Source organism: Neohoeflea coraliihabitans (genome assembly GCF_019334345.1).
Classification (GTDB): Bacteria; Pseudomonadota; Alphaproteobacteria; order Rhizobiales; family Rhizobiaceae; genus Pseudohoeflea; species Pseudohoeflea coraliihabitans.
The window spans coordinates 213,649-234,601 of the sequence record NZ_JAHWQX010000004.1; the positions used below are offsets into that span (position 1 = coordinate 213,649).

A 20,953-nucleotide genomic window follows, 5' to 3' on the forward strand; every position below is an offset into this window, starting at 1 on the left:
ATGCCGGCCGGGTCCGTAGCCTGCGCTGCTTGCCGCGCTTGCGCCCGCCTCGCGAATCCCGTTCAGTGGAGGCGCGGTGCCCGGTCGGCTGGCGCGCGATGCGAATGGACAGGTGGTGATGGTGGCGATGTACGGTGTGGACGATGACCAGACAAGCGCGGTCGATTCCGGCCTGCTGGACCGTCTCTACCTGATCTTCCGGCGCATTGTCGCGGTCGGCTGCCTGCTTTCGGCTCTCTTTTACTGGAGCCGTCTCATCGGGCTGTCGGCCGAGGGCCAGTTCCGCTTCGACCTGCTGCCAGCCTATTGGCAGACCGCCGCTGCCGGCCTGTCGGTTCTGTTTCCCATCGCCGCGCTCGGTCTGTGGGTCGGCGCCGCCTGGGGCGGGGTCATCTGGTTTCTCGCTGCCGGGACGGAAGTCATCATGTATTATTTCATGGCCGATCTGTTCGGCAGCCGGCCCCTGGTCGTCATCGCCTATGCCCTGGTGGTCGTGGTCTACATCGCCTTCCGGCTGGCCTACTTCCTGCATGAGCGCGAGCGGGCGCGAAATGTAACGCCTGATTCACTCTGATTGCCAGCTGTGCCAAGGTAAGGCACTGTTAAGCCTGCATTTTAAGTAGTATTTTATGCGTATTCGCTAGGGTTTGTCTCAAGGACGGCACAAAGCCGCCGCAACAACAGTGAGGCAAATACAATGGCAACCATTCACCAGGCAGCCGCCACGGCAGCGCGCAAGGACACCCCCGCCGAAGGGCAGAATGATCTTCACGATCTGTACATGGAATCGCTGCAGCTCGTCGAACGGCTGCATCGCCGTCTGCTCGATGTCATCAAGGATGAATTCGACCGCAAGGGCCGTTCCGACATCAATGCGGTGCAGGCGCTGCTGCTCTTCAACATCGGCAATTCCGAACTGACGGCCGGCGAGCTGCGCAGCCGCGGCTACTATCTCGGCTCGAACGTGTCCTACAACCTCAAGAAGCTGGTTGATCTGGGCTACATCAACCACCAGCGCTCGCGCGTTGACCGTCGCTCGGTGCGCATCAGCCTGACCGATGAGGGCAGTGAAGTGGCCGGCACCGTTGCCGCCCTCTATGACCGTCATATCGGCTCGATCGCCCAGGTCGGCGGTATCGGCACCAATGAATTCGAGATCCTCAACAAGCTGATGCAGCGTCTCGACCGTTTCTGGAACGATCAGATCATGTACCGCCTGTAATATTCAGCATGGGCGCAGACTGAGCGCCCTCCGACAATGTCTCCGTTCGCCGCAGCCTGTGGCGGCGACGCGGAAACGGAACAGGAAGTGGCCCCGTCGCAGGGACGGGTCTGCAGCGCGCCATCCGGCCCGCCCCCACACCATCAATTGGCCACAAAGCCGTGCGACCCACCGCATCTGGCGGGGCGGCATCAGGCACAGCCCCGGTCCGGTCGCTTGCCTGGCGCTCGCCGCTGTGGCACATCGTCCGGATTATGTTTTGCAAATGTTAGGGACCTTGGCCTTAGTCTTGGCCCGGGTCTTGGTTTGACATTGAAGTTGACCCCGGGTTGATCGGCGCAAACGCCGCTGCCCGACGACAACAACCGGATGGTGACCGCCTCATGAACAAGCTCAGTGGATCTCGCCCGCTTTCCCGCCGTGTCTTTCTGGGAGGCGCGACGAGCCTAGCCACGCTGGCTGCCACCACCGGGCTGGCGCAGGCCCAGGCTTCGATTGCCGACGTCATCAACGCCCCGCGCCGCGGACAGTGGGACGATCAGTTCGATGCCAAGTCCTCGCGCGCCGTCAAGCAGGTCGCCACCAAGGTTCCGGTCACCTCCGCGGAGACGATCGGCTTTGTCGAGCGCGCCATGTACGAGCACCAGGCCATTGTCGCGCAGGGCGGCTGGCCGGTGGTTCCGGCCACTGAGAAACTGCGCCTCGGCGACAGCTCTCCGGCCGTTCAGCAGCTGCGCCAGCGTCTGATGGTCTCGGGTGATCTCGACCGCACGGCGGGCGTTTCCAATTCCTTCGATTCCTACGTCGATGGTGCCGTCAAGCGGTTCCAGGCGCGGCACGGCCTGCCCGCCGACGGCGTGCTTGGCAACTATTCCTTCCAGGCCCTGAATGTCAGGGCCGATGTGCGACTTGGCCAGCTGGAGACCAACCTGGTCCGCCTGCGCTCCATGTCCGGCTATCTCGGCGACCGCTACGTCATGGTCAACATACCCGCGGCGCAGATCGAGGCCGTCGAAAATGGCCGCGTCGCGCTGCGCCATACGGCCATCGTCGGCAAGATCGACCGCCAGACGCCGATTCTCAATTCCAAGATCCACGAGGTGATTCTCAATCCCTACTGGACGGCGCCGCGCTCGATCATCAAGAAGGACATCGTGCCGCTGATGCGCGAGGATCCGACCTATCTGGCGCGCAACTCCATCCGCCTGTTCGACAATGCCGGCAACGAAGTGGCACCGGAAACCGTCGACTGGCACGCCGAAGAGGCCCCCGCGCTGATGTTCCGCCAGGATCCGGGCAAGATCAACGCCATGGCCTCGACCAAGATCAACTTCCACAATCCGCACGCCGTGTACATGCACGACACGCCGCAGCAATCGCTGTTCGGCAAGTTGCTGCGCTTTGAATCCTCCGGCTGCGTGCGCGTTCAGAATGTTCGCGACCTGTCGACCTGGCTGCTGCGCGACACCGCCGGCTGGAATCGTCAGGCGATCGAAGCGACCATCAAGAGCGGCAATTCGACGCCGATCGAACTGGCAGACCCGGTGCCGGTCTATTTCGTCTACATCACCGCCTGGGCATCGGAAGACGGTGTCGTGCAGTTCCGCGACGATATCTACCAGCGCGATGGTGTCGAGGAACTGGCTCTGCGCTAGGCCCACCGCTGCACGCTGTCCCTCGCTATTGCGAGCATTGCGAAGCCTGCCGGTCGAACCGGCGGGCGCGCCCAGTCATCCTGCAGCCAGCCATCTTTCAGGTTCTCATCCCCGCCAATCGCCCGACCCTCGCTTGCCCTTGCCGGGCGAGGGCGGTAAAGACCGCTTTCGAGACGCGGCCAGCCGCATGGTCTGCCGCAACACCTGCCATTTCGATCAGCGATCACGAGGAAACGGTCATGTCCGACGTGCAAATCACCGAAGCCTTCTTCACCCGGCCCTTGGCCGAGGCCGATCCGGAGATCTTCGGTGCCATTCGAGATGAGCTGGGGCGCCAGCGCCATGAAATCGAGCTGATCGCCTCCGAGAACATCGTCTCGCGCGCCGTGCTCGAGGCGCAGGGCTCGATCATGACCAACAAATATGCCGAGGGCTATCCCGGCAAGCGCTACTATGGCGGCTGCGAGTTTGTCGATGTCGCCGAAACCCTGGCAATCGAGCGCGCCAAGGAGCTGTTCGGCTGCCAATTTGCCAATGTGCAGCCCAATTCCGGCTCGCAGATGAACCAGGCCGTGTTCCTGGCGCTGCTGCAGCCCGGCGACACCTTCATGGGTCTTGATCTGAATTCCGGCGGCCATCTGACGCACGGTTCGCCGGTCAACATGTCCGGCAAGTGGTTCAATGTCGTCTCCTACGGGGTGCGCGAAGACGATCACCGGCTCGATATGGATGCCATTGCGGCCAAGGCCGAGGCTGAGAAGCCGAAACTGATCATCGCCGGCGGCACCGCCTATTCGCGCGTCTGGGACTGGCAGCGTTTTCGCGAGATCGCCGATTCGGTCGGCGCCTATCTTATGGTCGACATGGCGCATATCGCCGGTCTGGTTGCCGGCGGCGCGCATCCGTCCCCGGTGCCGCATGCGCATGTGGTCACCACGACGACCCACAAATCGCTGCGCGGCCCGCGTGGTGGCATGATCGTCACCAATGACGAGGCGATCGCCAAGAAGATCAACTCGGCGGTGTTCCCCGGGCTGCAGGGCGGGCCGCTGATGCATGTCATCGCCGCCAAGGCCGTCGCCCTGAAGGAAGCGCTCGATCCCTCCTTCAAGACCTATGCCGCCAATGTCGTTGCCAATGCGCGCGCCCTGGCCGCTTCGCTGCAGGAGCACGGCCTCGACATTGTCTCCGGCGGCACCGACAACCATTCGATGCTCGTTGATCTGCGACCGAAAAATGCCACCGGCAAGCGTGCCGAGGCGGCCCTCGGCCGTGCCAATATCACCTGCAACAAGAACGGCATTCCTTTCGACCCGGAAAAGCCGTTTGTGACCTCCGGCATTCGTCTCGGCACCCCCGCCGGCACGACGCGCGGCTTTGGCGAAGCCGAGTTCCGCCAGGTCGGGGCGCTGATCGGCGAGGTGCTGGACGGCCTGAAGGCTTCGAACTCGGATGAAGGCAACGCCGCCGTCGAGCAAGAAGTCCGCAAGAAGGTGATCGCCCTGACCGACCGTTTCCCGCTTTACGCCGGCATGGATTGAGCCGCGGCATGCGCTGTCCCTATTGCAGTTCCGAAGACAGCCAGGTGAAGGATTCGCGCCCCGCCGAGGATGGCGCTGCGATCCGCCGGCGCCGCGTCTGCCCGGGCTGTGGCGGCCGCTTCACCACCTTTGAGCGCGTGCAACTGCGCGATCTGGTGGTTTCCAAGAAAACCGGACGCCGCGTCCCCTTCGATCGCGACAAGCTGCAGCGCTCTTTCGAGATCGCCCTGCGCAAGCGTCCGGTCGAGCGCGAGCGCATCGACCGCGCCGTCTCGGGCATCGTGCGCCGGCTGGAAAGTTCCGGCGAAACGGAAGTGGCGACCGATGAGATCGGCCTTCTGGTTCTCGAGGCGCTGAAGGCGCTCGATGACGTCGGTTTCGTCCGCTACGCCTCGGTGTATCGCGATTTTGCCGGACCGGAGGATTTCGAACGCACCATCGCCGAATTGCAGGCCAAGATCGCCAGCGACACGATCATCCCGGAAAAGGACTGATGACCGGCCGGCCGCCGTCTTCCGATCTGGACCGGCGCTACATGGCTGCGGCCATCCGTCTGGCGCGCCTGAACGAGGGCCGCACCGGCGCCAATCCCTCGGTCGCGACGCTGCTGGTGCGCGATTTCGGGCAGGGGCCGGTGATCATCGGCAGCGGCGTTACGGCGCTTGGCGGCCGGCCGCATGCCGAACCGCAGGCGCTCGCCGAGGCCGGCGAGAGGGCTCGCGGCGCCACCGCCTATGTCACTCTGGAACCCTGCGCCCATCACGGCCGCACCGCGCCCTGCGCCGATGCGCTGGTCAGCGCCGGTGTCGCCCGCGTGGTCGGTGCTGCCGGCGATCCCGATCCGCGCGTTTGCGGCCGGGGTTACGAGATCCTGCGCCGCGCCGGCATCGAGGTGGAAGAGGGCGTTCTGGCCGATAACGCCGCCCGAGACCTTGCCGGCTACCTGACTCGACGCACGAAGAACCGCCTGCATGTGACTCTCAAGCTTGCGCTTTCCGCCGACGGCTTGATGGGCCTGCGCGGCACGGGCCAGGTGGCGCTGACCGGCGAGATCGCCAACCGCCAGGTGCATCTCATGCGCGCCGCGAGCGATATCATCCTGATCGGCTCCGGCACCGCATTGGCCGATGACCCGGCCCTGACATGCCGCCTGCCGGGACTGGAAGACCGCTCGCCGATCCGCCTCGTGCTCGATGACGCCCTGCGCCTCGATCCCGCCTCACAGCTGGCCGCCAGCGCTCGCCGGACGCCCTTGTGGATCGCCAGTTCAGCCCCGCCCGATGCCGACAAGCGGCCGTCCCTTGCTGCCCTTGGCGCCGAATTCATTGCCGCCGAGCCGCTTGAGGGCAAGCTGGCCCTGCCGGAGCTTCTGGAAGATCTTGCCGCCCGCGGCCTGTCGACCCTGTTTGTCGAGGGCGGCGCAGCTGTGGCACGCTCCTTTCTCGATGAGGATCTGGTCGATCGGCTGGTGCTCATGACTGCGCCGCAAAAGCTTGCCGACATTGCGGCGGGCGAGGGGATCGTTGCGCCGCTGACACGCGAGAGCGTACCGGCGCGCTTCAAACCGCTGCGGACCGCCTGGTACGGCCCCGATCGCATGGACAGTTTCGAAAGGCAGAATTGAATGTTCACCGGCATCATCACGGATATCGGCACACTGTCGGATTTGAGCGCGCGCGATTCCGGCATGCGTCTGAAGATCGCCACGGCCTATGATCCCGCCACGATTGCCATCGGCGCCTCGATTGCCTGCGCCGGGGTCTGCCTGACCGTCACCGCCTTGCCGGATGACAACACCGAGGGCCGCTGGTTCGAGGTCGAGGCGTGGGAAGAGGCGCTGCGCCTGACCACCATCGGCGACTGGAAACCCGGCCGCCGCATCAATCTCGAACGCGCTTTGAAAATCGGCGATGAACTCGGCGGGCATCTTGTTTCCGGCCATGCCGATGGCCGCGCCGAAATTATCGAGGTGCGTGATGAAGGCGAGGCGCGTCGCTTCGTGTTGCGCGCGCCCGGCGATCTGGCAAAATTCATTGCGCCGAAAGGCTCCGTGGCGCTCGATGGCACGTCGCTGACCGTCAACCGCGTCAATGGCAATGCGTTCGACGTCCTGCTGATCCGCCATTCCCTCGAGGTGACCACCTGGGGTGAACGCCGCGCCGGCGATGCGGTCAATCTCGAGATCGACACCCTGGCCCGCTATGCCGCCCGCCTCGCCGAATATGGCGCAGAGGAAGCCTGACCCCGCGCTGTTCCCCCTTGTTGCCATAAAAAAGGCCGGCTGAACGCCGGCCTTTCCGTCGCGTAGTGTCTGCGGCCTATGCGGCGGCGCGTTGGGTTGCTTGAACGGCACGATCCTGACGCACCGTGTCGTCGAGCTGGAACTGCCCGATCATCTTGAACAGTTCCGCCGCTTCGCCGGCCAGCGAGTGTGCCGCCGCCGAGGATTCCTCGACCATCGCCGCATTTTGTTGCGTGCCCTGGTCGATCGAGGTCACCGCATGGTTGATCTCGCCAAGTCCGGTGGCCTGTTCCGCCGACGCCGTGACGATCGCCTGCACATTCGCCGAAACCTCATTGACCTGCGCAACGATCGCCGTCAGTGTTTCTCCGGTCTCTCCGACCAGCTTGACGCCGGTCTTGACGTGGCCGTCGGAGGCGGAGATCAACCCCTTGATCTCCTTGGCGGCCGTAGCCGAGCGCTGCGCCAGTTCCCGCACTTCCTGCGCGACGACGGCAAAGCCCTTGCCGGCCTCACCGGCCCGCGCCGCCTCGACACCCGCATTGAGTGCCAGCAAATTGGTCTGGAAGGCGATCTCGTCGATGACGCCGATGATATTGGTGATCTCGTGCGCCGACGCCTCGATGCGTCCCATTGCCGCCACGGCATCCTGAACGATATTGCCCGAATGCTCGGCATTCTCGCGGGTTCGGTCAGCCAGCGCGCCGGCTTCCCGGGCCCGGACGGAGGCATCATTGACCGTGGTGGTGATTTCTTCCAGCGCTGCCGCCGTCTCCTCGACGGACGCAGCCTGCTGTTCGGTGCGCCGCGACAGATCGTTGGACGCATCGCGCACCTGATCGGCCGCCGAGGCGATCGAAGCGGCGTTTTCGCTCACCTGGCGCATGGCGCTTCCCAGCCGCTCGGTGGCGCCGTTGAAATCCTTGCGCAGTCGCTCCAGCGACGGAATGAAGGGCTTGTCGATATGTACGGCGAGATTGCCGCCGGCCAATCCCTGCAGGGCTTCGGCCAATGTCTCGACATTGCTGACGCGATCGGTGATGTCGCTGGCAAACTTGACCACCTTGAACACCTTGCCTTCGGCATCGGTGATCGGATTGTAGGTCGCCTGGATGTGAATGCGCTTGCCGCCCTTGCCGATACGCAGGAATTCACCGGAGTAGAACTCGCCGCGCGCCAGTTTCGGCCAGAAATTGCGATAGTCCTCGCTATTGGCGTAATCGGCCTCGCAGAACATCGAATGATGCTTGCCGACGATCTCGTCATGCCCGTAGCCCAGCGCGCCGCAGAAATTCTCGTTGGCCTTCAGGATCGTGCCGTCCGGCTTGAACTCGATCACCGCCTGGGAGCGGGACAAGGCGGCAATCTTGCCGTTGCTGTCGGCGGATTCGATCATCTGCTGGGTGATATCGGTGGCGAACTTGACGACCTTGTAGGCCTTGCCGCCCTTGAACACCGGGTTGTAGGTCGCTTCGATCCAGATTTCCCGGCCACCCTTGGCCAACCGCTTGTAGCGCCCGCTGTCGAATTCGCCGCGCCCGAGCTTGTCCCAGAAGGCCCGGTAGCTTTCGCTCTTTGCTTCGTCCGGGTCGACGAACATGCTGTGGTGCTTGCCAACGATTTCTTCAGGCTTGTAGCCGATCGCACCGCAGAAATTCTCGTTCGCCGCGAGGATATTCCCCTTCATGTCGAATTCGATGATCGCCATCGACTTGCCGATGGCTTCCAGCATTCCCTTGGCGTCATGGCCGAAGCCGAAAGACAAACTTTTCACGAGCTCTTCCCCTTTGTCTGGCTGATATCGAGCCGCGCCTGGCGTGCTCCTCGCGGACCACCAACCTGTCCCCCCCGATCCCCACAGATCCGGTGTGACAGCGTGCTCGATTGCCTGTTGATTGGCACCATTGGGTCTGGAAGATCCCGGGGGGCGACCCCGGGTAGCCGTTGTCATAGCGGCCTAGCAGTCTGCGACTTCCACCCGTTGATAGGCGAATGATGACCAGCAACTCTTTAGTATCTCTTAAATTTTACGGGGGATTCAGCGTATTTACGAAAAATACCATGCGATTTTTAAGGATAGCTCCACGCCAATTCAACTTGCGGGTGAGGCAAGAGTTTCGCCCGGCGGCATCGCGGCGATTGACCGCGCGCCTGGCACAAGCGAAAGAGATGAGCAGCAAGGAGGATCTGTGAAGAAAACCGGCTCGCCGCTCGATCTGCTCGCCAACCGCACCTATCGCATGCTGTGGGGCGCCACCATGATGTCGAATCTCGGCACCCTGGTGCAAACCGTCGGCGCCGGCTGGCTGATGACGTCAATCGCCACCTCGCCGGTGCAGGTCGCGCTCGTGGCCGGCTCCAACACGCTGCCGATCATGTTGTTCGCCTTGCTGGCCGGGGCTCTGGCGGATTCCTACGACCGCCGGCGCATCATGCTGGTCGCCCAGATCTTCATGTTCGTCGTGTCGATCGCCTTGACGGCGGCCGCATGGCTGGACCTGTTGACGCCCTGGTCGCTGCTTGCCTTCACCTTTCTCATCGGCTGCGGCATGGCCGTCCACAATCCCTCCTGGCAGTCCTCGGTGCGCGATCTGGTGCCGCGCGAGGATGTCCCGTCGGCGGTGCTGATGAACTCGATGGGCTTTAACCTGATGCGCTCGGTCGGACCGGCATTGGGCGGCTTCATCGTCTCGATCGCCGGTGCGGCGCTCGCCTTCGCGGTCAATGCGGCGAGTTACATTTTTCTCATCATTGCGCTGTTGGCCTGGCGCAGCCCGGCCAATGAACAGCGTCTGCCGCGCGAACCCTTCCTGCTCGCCGTATCCGCTGGCATCCGCTACGTCGCCATGTCCCCCAATCTCCTGCGCGTTCTCGCCCGCACCTTCCTGTTCGGCTTTGGCGCCGTGGCGATTCTCGCCCTCTTGCCGCTGGTTGCCCGTCAGCAGCTGCAGGGCACGGCCATCACCTTCGGCATTCTGCTTGGAAGTTATGGCGTCGGCGCCATCGGTGGCGCGCTGGGTAGCCTGTGGCTGCGTGCCCGTTTTGACAATGAGCAGATCATCCGTGCCGGTTTTCTCGCCGTTTCGCTGGCCGTGATGGTGCTCGCGGTGAGCAGCAGCCTGCTGATCGATTGCCTCGTTCTGCTGCTCGCCGGCGCCGGCTGGCTATCGTCGCTGTCGCTGTTCAACGTCTCGGTGCAGCTGTCGACGCCGCGCTGGGTGGTCGGTCGCGCCCTGTCGATCTATCAGACCTGCGCCTTTGGCGGCATGGCTATCGGAGCCTGGGTCTGGGGCGCGATTGCCGCCGAAGCCTCGCTGCCCGCAGCACTGATGGCCGCCGGTCTGGTGCTGGTCGGCGGCGCGGCGGTCGGCCTGCTCGTCCGATTGCCGCAATCGGGGGGCGATGAACTCGACCCTCTCGGCCGCTTCCGCGAGCCCGAGCTGCGCCTTGATCTGCGCCAGCGCTCGGGGCCGATCATGGTCATGGTCGATTACGAGATCGATCAGGCCGACGTGCCGGAATTCCTGCGCCTGATGGCCGATCGCCGCCGTATCCGCATCCGCGACGGTGCCCGGCAATGGGCCCTGCTGCGCGATCTGGAAAATCCCGACATCTGGACCGAGACCTATCACGTCGCCACCTGGATCGAATATGTCCGCCACAATGAGCGCCGCACCAAGGCCGATGCCGAAGTCAGCGACCGCCTTGCGGCCTTGCATCGCGGCCCGACGCCGCTGCGCGTGCATCGCATGATCGAGCGGCAGACTGTCCCCTTGCGTGACGACATGCCGCTGAAGGACTATACCGAGCTTCCGTGAACCAACCCCGGCGCCGGGCGGCCGGCCGCAGCCGGCATGGCATCCGGACGCTGCCGCGCCTTGGATTTGACTTGCCTTCGCCAGCGCAAAGTGGTTTGACCGCCTCGTCGCCGCCCCGGCATCAAACCGCGGCGTGCACCATGATAAGAATGCCAGTTCTGGAACCCACTTATGCAAACGACGTCCGCTCCGCATCTGCTTGTCGTCGAGGCGCGCTTTTACGACGATATGTCGGACGCGCTTCTGGCCGGCGCCGAACAGGCTCTGAAGGCTGCCGGCGCCACCTGGGACGTGATCACCGTACCCGGCGCGCTGGAGATTCCCGCCACCGTTTCGATGGCGCTTGATGCCGCCGAGAACGGCGGCACGTCCTATGACGGCTTCGTGGCGCTCGGCATCGTCATCCGTGGCGAGACCTATCATTTCGAGATCGTTGCCAACGAATCAGCCCGCGGCCTGATGAATCTCGCGGTCAGCGAAGCCCTGGCGCTCGGCAACGCCATCATGACCGTCGAGAATGCCGACCAGGCCTGGGAACGGGTCCGCCCCGAGCGCCTTGACAAGGGCGGCTTTGCGGCGCGCGCCGCCCTGCAGATGATCGACATTCGCAACCGGATGGAAGGCTGAGCGATGACAAGCCGACCAAAGGGACCTTCGGGGGCAAAACCCGGCAAGGGTGCGGGTGAAAAATCTCCGGCCGCGCCGGCGGGCACGCCTGAAGTCAAGCCGGCCAACCAGCGTGGCGCGGCCCGGCTCGCCGCTGTCCAGGCGCTCTATCAGATGGATGTCGGTGGCACCGGCCTTCTCGAGACGGTCGGCGAATACGAAGCGCACCGTCTGGGGCAGGAGGTTGACGGCGAGCAATATCGCCAGGCCGATCCGGCCTGGTTCCGCGCCGTTGTTTCCGGCGTTGTCGACATGCAGCGCGAGCTCGACCCGATGGTGCGCGGCGCCTTGACCGAAGACTGGCCGCTGTCGCGCCTCGATGCCACCTTGCGTGCCATCCTGCGCGCCGGCGCATGGGAGCTTCTCAAGAAGCGCGATGTGCCGCATGCGGTGATCGTCAATGAATATGTCGACGTCGCCCGCGCCTTTTATGCGGAAGAAGAGCCGCGCATCGTCAATGCCGTGCTCGACCGGCTGGCCCGCCGTCTGCGCGTCAAGCCGGGCGAAACGGACCAGCCGTGAACGAGCGGCCCGGCGCGCCGCGGCCTGCCACGGCAGCGCCGGCAAGCCTTGGCCAGCCCCTATCGAAACCCTTGGCGCTGGCGCGCCGCAATGCCCTGCTCTTGTCGGCCGCCCAGGCCGTCTCGGGAGCCTGTTCGCCGATCGCCATTTCGCTCGGCGGTCTGGTCGGTTATCAGCTTCTCGCCAGCGACAAGTCCTGGGCCACGGCGCCGGTCACCGGCTTCAATGTCGGGCTGGCGCTCGGCGCCCTGCCAGCGGCCTGGCTGATGCGCGGGGTCGGCCGGCGCTACGGGTTCATGAGCGGCAGCGCCGTACTCGCCACCGGCGGCTTGATTGCCGCCATTGCCCTGTTCCGCCAGAGTTTCCTCCTCTTTGCCATCGGCATGCTGATCATCGGCGCCGGCCAGTCCTTCACCCAGCAATACCGCTTCGCGGCTGCCGACGGCGCGCCCGCCGCCTTCAAGGCCCAGGCGATCTCCTGGGTGCTGGCCGGCGGGGTCTTCGCCGCCATCATCGGCCCGCAGACGGTGATCTACGCCGGTGACCTGTTCGCCCCGATCAGTTTCGCCGGAGCCTTCGCGGCGATCGTGCCGCTGGCCGCCATTGCTGCCGCCATCCTGTCCTTCCTGCGCATTCCCAACGACACCGTGCCCGGCGATGTGGGCCATGATGACACGCCGGCCCGGCCACTCGGCGAGATCATCCGCCAGCGCCGCTTCATCACGGCCATGACCTGCGCCATCGGCGCCTATGCGCTGATGTCGTTCATGATGACCGGTGCGCCGCTGGCCATGGTCGGCTGCGGCTTTTCCCCGACGCTCGCCACGCTCGGCATCCAGTGGCATGTCATGGCCATGTTCGCCCCGAGCTTCTTCACCGGCCGGCTGATCGCCCGCTTCGGGCGTGAGACCATCACCGCCGCCGGCCTGCTGATCCTGCTCGCCTGCGCCGTCATCGCCGCCCTCGGCATCGAATTGTGGAACTTCTGGCTGGCCCTCGTGCTGCTCGGCATCGGCTGGAATTTCGGCTTCATCGGCGCCACCGCCATGGTCACCACCACCTACCGCGCCTCCGAAAAGAATATCGTGCAGGGCTTTCACGACATCACCCTGTTTTCCAGCGTCGCTTTTGCGTCGCTGATGTCCGGCACCGTGCTCAACCATTGGGGCTGGGAGACGGTCAGCCTGGTCTTCTGGCCGGTGGCGCTGCTCTGCCTTGCCGTGCTCGCCGGACAGGTGCGCGCCGACCGCCGGCAGGCCGCTGCCGCCGTGTGAACTCCTTCAATGCTGCCGCTGTCTCCGACTGCCGACGCGATAAGGCCCGAAAGAGTGTTTGCAAGCCCGCTCGCGGCCGCTTCAGCACTTGACGCGGTATGAGCCCTCACGCAACATCGCCGCGCGCCGCGACGGGGAGGGGACAACTGGCTCCGTGCGACTGCGCTTCTGACCGGGGCGAAGACCGCCGGTTGTCAATTGGAGGAAAGTAAGCATGACAATTTTGTTGGCTGTCATTGTCTGTGGCCTGCTGTCGATCGTCTACGCGATCTGGGCCACCCGATCGGTGCTCGCCGCCGATCAGGGCAATGAGCGGATGCGGGAAATCGCCGGTTATATCCGCGAGGGCGCCCAAGCCTATCTGACCCGTCAGTACACCACGATCGGGATCGTTGGTGCCGTCGTTTTCGTGATCACCTGGTTGCTTCTCGGCGCCCTGGCTGCCGTCGGCTTCCTGATCGGTGCGGTGCTCTCCGGACTGGCCGGCTTCATCGGCATGCATGTGTCCGTACGCGCCAATGTACGCACCGCCCAGGCCGCTGCAGGCAGCCTTGCCGCCGGCCTCGACGTCGCCTTCAAATCCGGCGCCATCACCGGCATGCTGGTGGCCGGCCTCGCCCTGCTTGGCGTTTCCGTCTACTACGCCGTCCTGACCGCCGGCATGGGGCTTCCCTCTGATGGCCGCCTTGTCATCGACGCGCTCGTGGCGCTCGGTTTCGGCGCTTCGCTGATCTCCATCTTCGCCCGCCTCGGCGGCGGCATCTTCACCAAGGGCGCCGATGTTGGCGGCGATCTGGTCGGCAAGGTCGAAGCCGGTATTCCCGAGGACGATCCGCGCAACCCGGCCACCATCGCTGACAATGTCGGCGACAATGTCGGCGACTGCGCCGGCATGGCCGCCGACCTGTTCGAAACCTATGCGGTCACCGTCGTGGCCACCATGGTTCTCGCGGCCATCTTCTTCGGCGGCTCGGCGCTTCTCGGCGCCACCATGCTGTATCCGCTGGCCATCTGCGGCGCCTCGATCCTGACCTCGATTGCCGGCACCTTCTTCGTCAAGCTTGGTCAGAACGGCTCGATCATGGGCGCGCTCTACAAGGGTCTGATCGTCACCGGCCTTCTGTCCATCGTCGGGCTCGCGGTCGCCACCTGGGCCACCGTCGGATTTGGCGATGTTGCCGAAGTCGCCGGCCAGATGATCACCGGCTGGGCTTTGTTCGGCTGCGGCGTCATCGGCCTGATCGTCACCGCGCTGATCGTCGTGATCACCGAATACTACACCGGCACCAACAAGCGCCCGGTCAATTCGATCAGCCAGGCATCGGTCACCGGCCACGGCACCAATGTCATCCAGGGTCTGGCGATCTCGCTCGAATCGACGGCCCTGCCGGCCATCGTCATCGTCGCGGGCATCATCTCGACCTTTCAGCTCGCCGGTCTTTTCGGCACGGCCATCGCGGTTACCGCCATGCTCGGCATCGCCGGCATGATCGTCGCCCTCGATGCCTTCGGTCCGGTCACCGACAATGCCGGTGGTATTGCCGAAATGTCCGACCTGCCACCGGAAGTGCGCCAGACGACCGATGCACTCGACGCGGTCGGCAACACCACCAAGGCGGTGACCAAGGGCTACGCCATCGGTTCCGCCGGCCTCGGCGCCCTGGTGCTGTTTGCCGCCTATTCCAACGATCTGCAGTTCTTCGCCGCCAATTCCGATCAGTATCCTTACTTTGCCGGCATGGGCGAGATCTCCTTTGATCTGTCCAACCCCTATGTCGTCGCCGGCCTGATCTTCGGCGGACTGATCCCCTATCTGTTCGGCGGTATTGCCATGACCGCGGTCGGCCGTGCCGGCGGCGCCGTCGTCGAGGAAGTGCGCCGTCAGTTCCGCGAAAAACCCGGCATCATGCAGGGCACGGAAAAGCCCGACTACGGCCGGGCCGTCGACATGCTGACCAAGGCGGCGATCAAGGAAATGATCATTCCCTCGCTGCTGCCGGTTCTGGCGCCGCTGGTCGTCTATTTCGGCGTCCTGCTGATTTCCGGCTCGCGCGCTTCGGCCTTCGCGGCGCTCGGGGCGTCGCTGCTCGGCGTCATCGTCAACGGCCTGTTCGTCGCCATCTCGATGACCTCCGGCGGCGGGGCCTGGGACAACGCCAAGAAGTCCTTCGAGGACGGCTTTGTCGACAAGGACGGCGTCAAGCACGTCAAGGGCTCGGATGCGCACATGGCCTCGGTGACCGGCGACACGGTCGGCGATCCCTACAAGGACACCGCCGGTCCGGCAGTCAACCCGGCCATCAAGATCACCAACATCGTCGCGCTTTTGCTGCTGGCGGTTCTCGCCCACTCGGCCTGAGCGTGATCAATCCGCCGCCGGCGCGACAGCGCCGGCGGCCTTAACAGCAAGAAACCCCCGCGAGGTCTCTCGCGGGGGTTTTCATATGAAGCCGACTGAGGGGCTCTGACGCTAGGTTCCCAGCAGCGATTTCGCCACCGAGCTGCCGACATTCGAGCTGGCGCCGGTCAGCAATTGCAGCAGGAAGGTCTCGTCCTGGCCGCCGGTTGGCGTCGTGCGCGAAATCGTGTCGAAGGCACGCCCGTCCTTCAACGTGTAATGGGCGATGTTGGTCACCGTCCCCTCATCGTCGAAATAGACCGCCAGCACATCCTGGGACACCAGCTTCGGCTTCAGGAACATCGCTGCCCGCTCGCGCTTCTGCGAGATGTAATAGAAGACCTCATTGTCGAAAGTGGCGGTGGTTGAGGGCGTCCCCAGCGACAACAGCACCTGGTCACGGCTCGATCCGACGGGGGTGAGCTCCAGCGCCTGCTGGTCGATCACATAACCCTGGTTGAGCACTTCTTTCGTCATGCAGCCCGATGCGCCAAGCACCGACAAGGCCAGCACGGCGGTGGTCAGCCGGAAAGTTCTCCCGGTTGCCTTGAAAACACTTCTCGTCAACGACATCTCCCTCGGACGCGCAGGCTGCGGTTGCCTTTTGCGCTTCATTCGGTAAACCAGCTTCCGTCCCGATGCAACCGCGATCGGATCCCTGCCTTACCGAACCGCATTGAAGGCAATTTGATGATTTTTTCGCTTTTCGAACGAAAAAAGGCCAATTCGGCTCTGGTCACCCGCCAATATGAGGCGATCACCGAGAGTGCGCGTCAGCCGGTGTTCTATCGTGACATGAATGTGCCCGATACGGTGATGGGCCGGTTTGAAATGATCACCCTGCACATGGTGCTCTATTTCCGCCACAGCCGCGACGCCGGTCCGACAGCGCGCCTGGTCGCCCAGGAGATCATCGAGGCCTTCTTCGAGGACATCGACCATTCGATGCGCGAGCTCGGCATCGGCGATGCCGGTGTGCCCAAGCGCATGAAGAAGATCGGCCGCATGTTCTACGGCCGCGCCGACAGCTACGAGGCGGCTCTGGCCGCTGATGACCGCGAGGCGCTGGCCGCTGCCCTGGCGCGCAATATTCATCCCGCAACACCACCGCCGACCGCGCCCTCGATGCAGGCGCTGGCCGAGCATGCCTTCCGCGTGGATCGCGCTCTCGCGAATGTCGCGCAAGCCGAGTATGAAGGCGGCACGGTGCACTTTCCGCCGGCTCCGGTTTTAACGGAGGAAAGATGATGACGCGCACCGACAATGATGGCACCGCCGATCCGGCCTTCTCTTTCACGGTCAATGTCGGCCGCATTGCCGCCAACCCCGTACAGCTGACCTTTGCGGCAGAGGGCAGTGAGCTGCGCCGACTGGCCACCGTCTGGGGTGTCGATGAGGTCGAAGCCTTCTCCGGTACCGCAGCTGTCAGCCGCTGGAAGCGCGACGGTGTGCGCGTCAAGGGCCGGGTCGAGGCTACCGTTGTGCAGCCCTGCGTCGTCAGCCTCGAACCGGTGCGCCAGGACATCAGCGAGGCGTTCGAGACGCTGTTCGTGCCGGAAAATTCGCGTCTGGCGCGCATCGAACTGGAGAGCGGCGAGATGGTCATCGATGCCGAGGGCCCCGACTTGCCGGAAACCTTTGGCGGCGACCGGATCGACATCGGCGCCGTGGCCGCGGAGTACGCCGCCCTTGCCATCGATCCGTATCCGCGCCGCGATGACGCCGCCTTTCAGGGCCATATCGAATCCGATCCCGATCGGGACGAGAAAATTTCCCCCTTCGCGGTGCTGAAATCGGCGACCAGGGAAGACCCGACCGGGGAGAACGGGTCGGATTGACCTGGCGCGGACGGGGCCCGTCCCTTCGCGATTGCAGGTGCGGCCCGCCAGGCAGCGCGATCGGCAACCGCAATGCCGCGAATGCGATCGACCCGGCGCCTGTTGCCACATGCTCGCCACAGCCGGCCCCCACAAAGCGGTTGTGCGCTGGCGGAAAAGCGGTATTTTCACCCCCGATTTGCGGCGGACCGCGGTTCGGCCCGTGGCGCGGTGCAGATGCGAGCTCCGGCGGCGCTGAAAGGCGGCGTTGCGCGGCGACCAGCAGCGATCACCGGTGCCGATCAATCAGCCCGTGCTGGTAGCGACAAGAGTGTCAGCGGGGGGCAAGAGCGTGAGTGCGGCAGAGAAAAAGGACAGCGCGTGGTAAGCATATCGGTGGATCTGATGGGGGGCGATCATGGCCCTGAAGTCACCATTCCCGGCGTCGCGCTGTCGTTGGAGCGTCATCCCGATACCCGTTTCGTCCTGCACGGCATCGCGGCCGAGTGCGAGCCTATACTCGCCCGCCACCCGGCGCTGCAAAAGGCCTCCACTTTCATCCCGGCCGAGATCGCGGTGCAGATGGATGCCAAGCCGAGCCAGGCGCTGCGCCAGGGACGTTACCGCTCTTCGATGTGGTGCGCCATCGAATCGGTCAAGACCGGCAATGCCGATGTCTGCGTGTCGGCCGGCAACACCGGGGCGCTGATGGCCATGGCGATGTTCTGCCTGCGCACCATGGCCAATATCGAACGCCCGGCCATTGCCGCGATATGGCCGACCATGCGCGGCGAGAGCATCGTCCTTGACGTCGGAGCGACCGTTGGCGCCGATGCCCAGCAATTGATCGATTTCTCGATGATGGGCGCTGCCATGTCGCGCGCCCTGTTCCAGATCCAGAGGCCAACCGTCGGCCTTCTGAATATCGGCGTCGAGGAGGTCAAGGGCAATGAAGAGGTCAAGGAGGCCGGTCGTCTGTTGCGCGACGCCAATCTTCCGGGCCTGAAATACCATGGCAATGTCGAGGGCAATGATCTCGGACGCGGCACGGTCGATGTCGTGGTCACCGAGGGCTTTGTCGGCAACATCGCCCTGAAGACCGCCGAGGGCACAGCGCGCCAGATCGCGCAATATCTGCGCGCCGCCATGTCGCGCACGCTGCTGGCCAAGATCGGTTACTTCTTCGCCAAGGGCGCCTTTGATCTGCTGCGCGAGAAAATGGATCCCGGCAAGGTCAATGGCGGCGTTTTTCTCGGCCTCAACGGCATCGTGATCAAGAGCCATGGCGGCGCCGATGCCGATGGTTTTGCCAATGCCATCGATGTCGGTTACGACATGGCGCGCAACGGGCTCAAGGCGCGTATCGAACAGGACCTTAATTTGTATCATTCCCGTCGTCCGTCCGACCTTTCAGGGCCGAAGGCCGGCGTCGACGAGCAGGGCCAATAGCATGATCAGATCAGTAGTTTGCGGTTTCGGAGCCGCGTTGCCCAAGCGGGCGATGGCAAATGCCGAAATCGAGGGGATTGTCGAAACCAGCGATGAATGGATCGTGCAGCGCACCGGCATCCGCCAGCGCCACATTGCCGACGAGACCGAGACGACGGCCTCGCTCGGCGAGGCGGCCGCGCGCCAGGCGCTTGACAATGCCGGCCTGACAGTCGCCGACATCGACATGATCATCCTGGCCACATCGACCCCGGACAACACCTTTCCGGCGACCGCGGTCAACATTCAGAGCCGCCTCGGCATGCATCACGGTTTCGCCTTCGATCTGCAGGCGGTCTGCTCCGGCTTCGTCTTCGCGGTGACCACAGCCGACAACTACATCAAGACCGGGCTCGCCAGGCGCGTGCTGGTGATCGGCGCCGAGACCTTTTCACGCATTCTCGACTGGACTGACCGCACCACCTGCGTCTTGTTCGGCGACGGCGCCGGCGCCATTATCCTCGAAGCGCAGCAGGGCGAGGGCACCACCGCCGATCGCGGCATTCTCACCGCCCATCTGCGCTCCGACGGCAGTCACATGGAAAAGCTCTATGTCGATGGCGGCCCGTCCTCGACCGGCACGGTCGGCCAATTGCGCATGCAGGGACGCGAGGTCTTCAAACACGCTGTCGGCATGATCACCGATGTCATCGAGGCCGCCTATGAGGCCACGGGTCTGACCTCACAGGACATCGACTGGTTCGTGCCGCATCAGGCCAACCGGCGCATCATTGAAGCCTCGGCGAAAAAGCTCGGCATCGCTCCGGAAAAAGTGATCCTGACGGTCGATCGGCATGGCAACACTTCGGCGGCTTCCATTCCGCTGGCGCTGCATCATGCCGCGTCCGAGGGACGCATCCAGAAAGGCGACATGGTCCTGCTTGAAGCCATGGGCGGCGGCTTCACCTGGGGGTCTGTTCTCCTGCGCTGGTAGGCGATTGCCCTCCAAGCCGCCCCTTGGTCACCGACCGGGCCATCGAGCCGGTCATTGACCCGGCCATCAACCGGCCATCAACCGGTTGCGAAAAGCAATCTTCCGGCCCGCCGCAGGTAAACTGTATCGCTTTTGGCCAGGCCGCGGTTTCTATTAGGAAATCTGAAACCTTGTCGCTGCCCGTTTGTCCGCAATACTTCAAGGGCTTGCTTGACCTTGGGGGACATGGCCCATACAGTTGCGCCACCGGCCTGACGAATGGGGAAGTGGGCCGCGTGGCAGGGACAAATGAGCGGCAAAACTGTAACACGTGCAGATCTGGCGGAGGCTGTCTTTCGGAAAGTCGGCCTGTCGCGAACCGAATCGGCGGATCTGGTCGAGATGGTCATCGACGAGATCTGCGGCGCCATTGTTCGCGGCGATTCCGTCAAGTTGTCCTCCTTTGCCACATTTCAGGTGCGCGACAAGAAGGAACGCATTGGCCGCAACCCGAAAACCGGTGAGGAAGTGCCGATTTCGCCGCGCCGGGTGATGACCTTCAAGGCTTCGAACGTTCTGAAAAACCGGGTCTTGGCCGGCCATCGCAAGGCCATCGGCAAGACCTCGGCCAACGCGGCCCGCAATTCCGAATCTTCGGCCGACACGGGCAGCGAAGGCGCGGCGGCTGTGGCGGGCATGAACAGGCCGGGCGGCAAGGCCGGTACCGGCGCCTGACATTTCCTGAAAGAATTGCCGCGCCCCGCCCAAGACAACAGACCAAGACAGCGGTGCATGGCGCTTGCCGGACCCGCGCCAAAGCTTGATCTTTCCTGTCGAGATGCTTGAATAAGCCGCTATTGCGTAGCGGCGTCTTGATTCGCTGCAGCATGCGCGAAACCGTTGACGGAAAGCCGTCCCAGCAGAAGGCAGGATGACGATGGACAAGAGCGCTGACGCCTTTCGCACCATCTCCGAAGTTGCCGACGACCTCGACCTGCCGCAACATGTGCTGCGTTTCTGGGAAACCCGTTTCAATCAGATCAAGCCGATGAAGCGCGGCGGCGGGCGGCGCTATTACCGCCCCGACGATGTCGATCTGCTGAAAGGCATCCGCCACCTGCTCTACGATCAGGGCTATACGATCAAGGGCGTGCAGAAGCTTCTCAAGCAAAACGGCAACAAGTTCGTCATCGCCATCGGATCCGGCGATGTCCAGGCCTTCGAGGCTCTTGCCAAGGGCCTGCCGGATGATGTCGCCGGCGCTGCCGGTCCCGGTTCGGGCGATGAGGACACGCTCGTCGGACAGGCGCGCCCGCCGGCCAGCCGCCGGTTTTTCGGTCGCAGCGGCGGGGAATCCGGCGCGTCGTCCGGCAGCGCAGCGCAAGCGAGCAACGCCC

18 protein-coding genes and 2 pseudogenes are annotated in these 20,953 nt (G+C 64.1%); 18 read left to right on the forward strand and 2 right to left on the reverse strand.

Features of this window, described 5'->3' with window-relative positions:
* The first annotated feature begins 76 nt into the window (after positions 1-76).
* The 7 genes from KY465_RS15870 to KY465_RS15900 all read left to right on the forward strand — a co-directional run bounded on the left by KY465_RS15870 (position 77) and on the right by KY465_RS15900 (position 6,660).
* A complete protein-coding gene (locus KY465_RS15870) occupies positions 77-574 on the forward strand; it encodes a DUF6163 family protein (RefSeq protein ID WP_346432652.1) in 498 nt (165 codons plus the stop codon).
* Between the two features lie 123 nt (positions 575-697).
* A complete protein-coding gene (gene ldtR / locus KY465_RS15875) occupies positions 698-1,222 on the forward strand; it encodes a transcriptional regulator LdtR (RefSeq protein WP_219203078.1) in 525 nt (174 codons plus the stop codon).
* Positions 1,223-1,605: 383 nt separating this feature from the next.
* Positions 1,606-2,877 (forward strand): L,D-transpeptidase family protein, encoded by a 1,272-nt coding sequence (locus KY465_RS15880; RefSeq protein ID WP_219203079.1) that lies wholly within the window; start codon positions 1,606-1,608, stop codon positions 2,875-2,877.
* Positions 2,878-3,116: 239 nt separating this feature from the next.
* Positions 3,117-4,418 carry a serine hydroxymethyltransferase gene (glyA, locus tag KY465_RS15885; protein WP_219203080.1) on the forward strand — a complete coding sequence of 434 codons (1,302 nt, stop codon included), beginning with the start codon at positions 3,117-3,119 and terminating at the stop codon, positions 4,416-4,418.
* Positions 4,419-4,426: 8 nt separating this feature from the next.
* Entirely contained in the window at positions 4,427-4,912 is a 486-nt protein-coding gene (gene nrdR / locus KY465_RS15890; protein ID WP_219203081.1) for a transcriptional regulator NrdR, read from the forward strand.
* On the forward strand, positions 4,912-6,042 hold the full coding sequence (ribD, locus tag KY465_RS15895; protein ID WP_219203082.1) for a bifunctional diaminohydroxyphosphoribosylaminopyrimidine deaminase/5-amino-6-(5-phosphoribosylamino)uracil reductase RibD: 1,131 nt from the start codon (positions 4,912-4,914) through the stop codon (positions 6,040-6,042). The genes nrdR and ribD overlap by 1 nt, the downstream gene beginning before the upstream one ends.
* The gene (locus KY465_RS15900; RefSeq protein ID WP_219203083.1) at positions 6,043-6,660 is read left to right on the forward strand and encodes a riboflavin synthase; all 618 of its coding nucleotides are present in this window, start codon (positions 6,043-6,045) and stop codon (positions 6,658-6,660) included. It abuts the gene before it with no gap.
* 76 nt (positions 6,661-6,736) lie between these two features.
* On the opposite strand, the gene KY465_RS15905 is transcribed toward KY465_RS15900, so the two are convergent.
* The gene (locus KY465_RS15905) at positions 6,737-8,392 is read right to left on the reverse strand and encodes a methyl-accepting chemotaxis protein (protein ID WP_255561777.1); all 1,656 of its coding nucleotides are present in this window, start codon (positions 8,390-8,392) and stop codon (positions 6,737-6,739) included.
* Between the two features lie 457 nt (positions 8,393-8,849).
* On the opposite strand from KY465_RS15905, the gene KY465_RS15910 reads away from it, so the two are divergent.
* The 5 genes from KY465_RS15910 (at position 8,850) to KY465_RS15930 (ending at position 15,299) form a co-directional block, all read left to right on the forward strand.
* Positions 8,850-10,478 (forward strand): MFS transporter, encoded by a 1,629-nt coding sequence (locus tag KY465_RS15910; RefSeq protein ID WP_346432654.1) that lies wholly within the window; start codon positions 8,850-8,852, stop codon positions 10,476-10,478.
* A 171-nt stretch (positions 10,479-10,649) separates the two neighbouring features.
* Positions 10,650-11,105, forward strand: coding sequence for a 6,7-dimethyl-8-ribityllumazine synthase (gene ribH / locus KY465_RS15915; RefSeq protein ID WP_219203085.1), 456 nt, complete (start codon positions 10,650-10,652; stop codon positions 11,103-11,105).
* Between the two features lie 3 nt (positions 11,106-11,108).
* Positions 11,109-11,666: a transcription antitermination factor NusB gene (gene nusB, locus KY465_RS15920; RefSeq protein ID WP_219203086.1), complete on the forward strand. Its 558-nt coding sequence runs from the start codon at positions 11,109-11,111 to the stop codon at positions 11,664-11,666.
* Between the two features lie 71 nt (positions 11,667-11,737).
* Positions 11,738-12,940: an MFS transporter gene (locus tag KY465_RS15925; RefSeq protein WP_219203316.1), complete on the forward strand. Its 1,203-nt coding sequence runs from the start codon at positions 11,738-11,740 to the stop codon at positions 12,938-12,940.
* 214 nt (positions 12,941-13,154) lie between these two features.
* Positions 13,155-15,299 (forward strand): sodium-translocating pyrophosphatase, encoded by a 2,145-nt coding sequence (locus tag KY465_RS15930; RefSeq protein WP_219203087.1) that lies wholly within the window; start codon positions 13,155-13,157, stop codon positions 15,297-15,299.
* A 111-nt stretch (positions 15,300-15,410) separates the two neighbouring features.
* On the opposite strand, the gene KY465_RS15935 is transcribed toward KY465_RS15930, so the two are convergent.
* Entirely contained in the window at positions 15,411-15,911 is a 501-nt protein-coding gene (locus tag KY465_RS15935) for an outer membrane protein assembly factor BamE (RefSeq protein ID WP_219203088.1), read from the reverse strand.
* Positions 15,912-16,028: 117 nt separating this feature from the next.
* Between KY465_RS15935 and KY465_RS15940 the strand changes: the two genes are divergently transcribed.
* The 6 genes and pseudogenes from KY465_RS15940 to KY465_RS15965 all read left to right on the forward strand — a co-directional run.
* Positions 16,029-16,586 (forward strand): ubiquinol-cytochrome C chaperone family protein, encoded by a 558-nt coding sequence (locus KY465_RS15940; RefSeq protein ID WP_219203089.1) that lies wholly within the window; start codon positions 16,029-16,031, stop codon positions 16,584-16,586.
* On the forward strand, positions 16,586-17,176 hold the full coding sequence (locus tag KY465_RS15945) for a YceD family protein (RefSeq protein WP_219203090.1): 591 nt from the start codon (positions 16,586-16,588) through the stop codon (positions 17,174-17,176). The genes KY465_RS15940 and KY465_RS15945 overlap by 1 nt, the downstream gene beginning before the upstream one ends.
* Positions 17,177-17,536: 360 nt before the next feature.
* Positions 17,537-18,604: a phosphate acyltransferase PlsX gene (plsX, locus tag KY465_RS15950; RefSeq protein ID WP_219203091.1), complete on the forward strand. Its 1,068-nt coding sequence runs from the start codon at positions 17,537-17,539 to the stop codon at positions 18,602-18,604.
* 1 nt (position 18,605) lies between these two features.
* Positions 18,606-19,577: a beta-ketoacyl-ACP synthase III gene (locus KY465_RS15955; RefSeq protein WP_219203092.1), complete on the forward strand. Its 972-nt coding sequence runs from the start codon at positions 18,606-18,608 to the stop codon at positions 19,575-19,577.
* A 288-nt stretch (positions 19,578-19,865) separates the two neighbouring features.
* A pseudogene (locus KY465_RS15960) lies at positions 19,866-20,183 on the forward strand (integration host factor subunit alpha); the annotation flags it as partial.
* 304 nt (positions 20,184-20,487) lie between these two features.
* A pseudogene (locus KY465_RS15965) lies at positions 20,488-20,902 on the forward strand (MerR family transcriptional regulator); the annotation flags it as partial.
* Positions 20,903-20,953 lie beyond the last annotated feature (51 nt).

Excerpts from the sequence above, each read along its gene's own strand:
- ldtR (WP_219203078.1), top strand. The coding sequence starts at position 698 with ATGGCAACCATTCACCAGGCAGCCGCCACGGCAGCGCGCAAGGACACC.
- KY465_RS15940 (WP_219203089.1), top strand. The coding sequence starts at position 16,029 with ATGATTTTTTCGCTTTTCGAACGAAAAAAGGCCAATTCGGCTCTGGTC.
- glyA (WP_219203080.1), top strand. The coding sequence starts at position 3,117 with ATGTCCGACGTGCAAATCACCGAAGCCTTCTTCACCCGGCCCTTGGCC.
- KY465_RS15900 (WP_219203083.1), top strand. The coding sequence starts at position 6,043 with ATGTTCACCGGCATCATCACGGATATCGGCACACTGTCGGATTTGAGC.
- ribH (WP_219203085.1), top strand. The coding sequence starts at position 10,650 with ATGCAAACGACGTCCGCTCCGCATCTGCTTGTCGTCGAGGCGCGCTTT.
- KY465_RS15880 (WP_219203079.1), top strand. The coding sequence starts at position 1,606 with ATGAACAAGCTCAGTGGATCTCGCCCGCTTTCCCGCCGTGTCTTTCTG.
- KY465_RS15935 (WP_219203088.1), bottom strand. The coding sequence starts at position 15,911 with ATGTCGTTGACGAGAAGTGTTTTCAAGGCAACCGGGAGAACTTTCCGG.
- nrdR (WP_219203081.1), top strand. The coding sequence starts at position 4,427 with ATGCGCTGTCCCTATTGCAGTTCCGAAGACAGCCAGGTGAAGGATTCG.
- nusB (WP_219203086.1), top strand. The coding sequence starts at position 11,109 with ATGACAAGCCGACCAAAGGGACCTTCGGGGGCAAAACCCGGCAAGGGT.
- KY465_RS15945 (WP_219203090.1), top strand. The coding sequence starts at position 16,586 with ATGACGCGCACCGACAATGATGGCACCGCCGATCCGGCCTTCTCTTTC.
- ribD (WP_219203082.1), top strand. The coding sequence starts at position 4,912 with ATGACCGGCCGGCCGCCGTCTTCCGATCTGGACCGGCGCTACATGGCT.
- KY465_RS15905 (WP_255561777.1), bottom strand. The coding sequence starts at position 8,392 with ATGCTGGAAGCCATCGGCAAGTCGATGGCGATCATCGAATTCGACATG.
- KY465_RS15930 (WP_219203087.1), top strand. The coding sequence starts at position 13,155 with ATGACAATTTTGTTGGCTGTCATTGTCTGTGGCCTGCTGTCGATCGTC.
- KY465_RS15955 (WP_219203092.1), top strand. The coding sequence starts at position 18,606 with ATGATCAGATCAGTAGTTTGCGGTTTCGGAGCCGCGTTGCCCAAGCGG.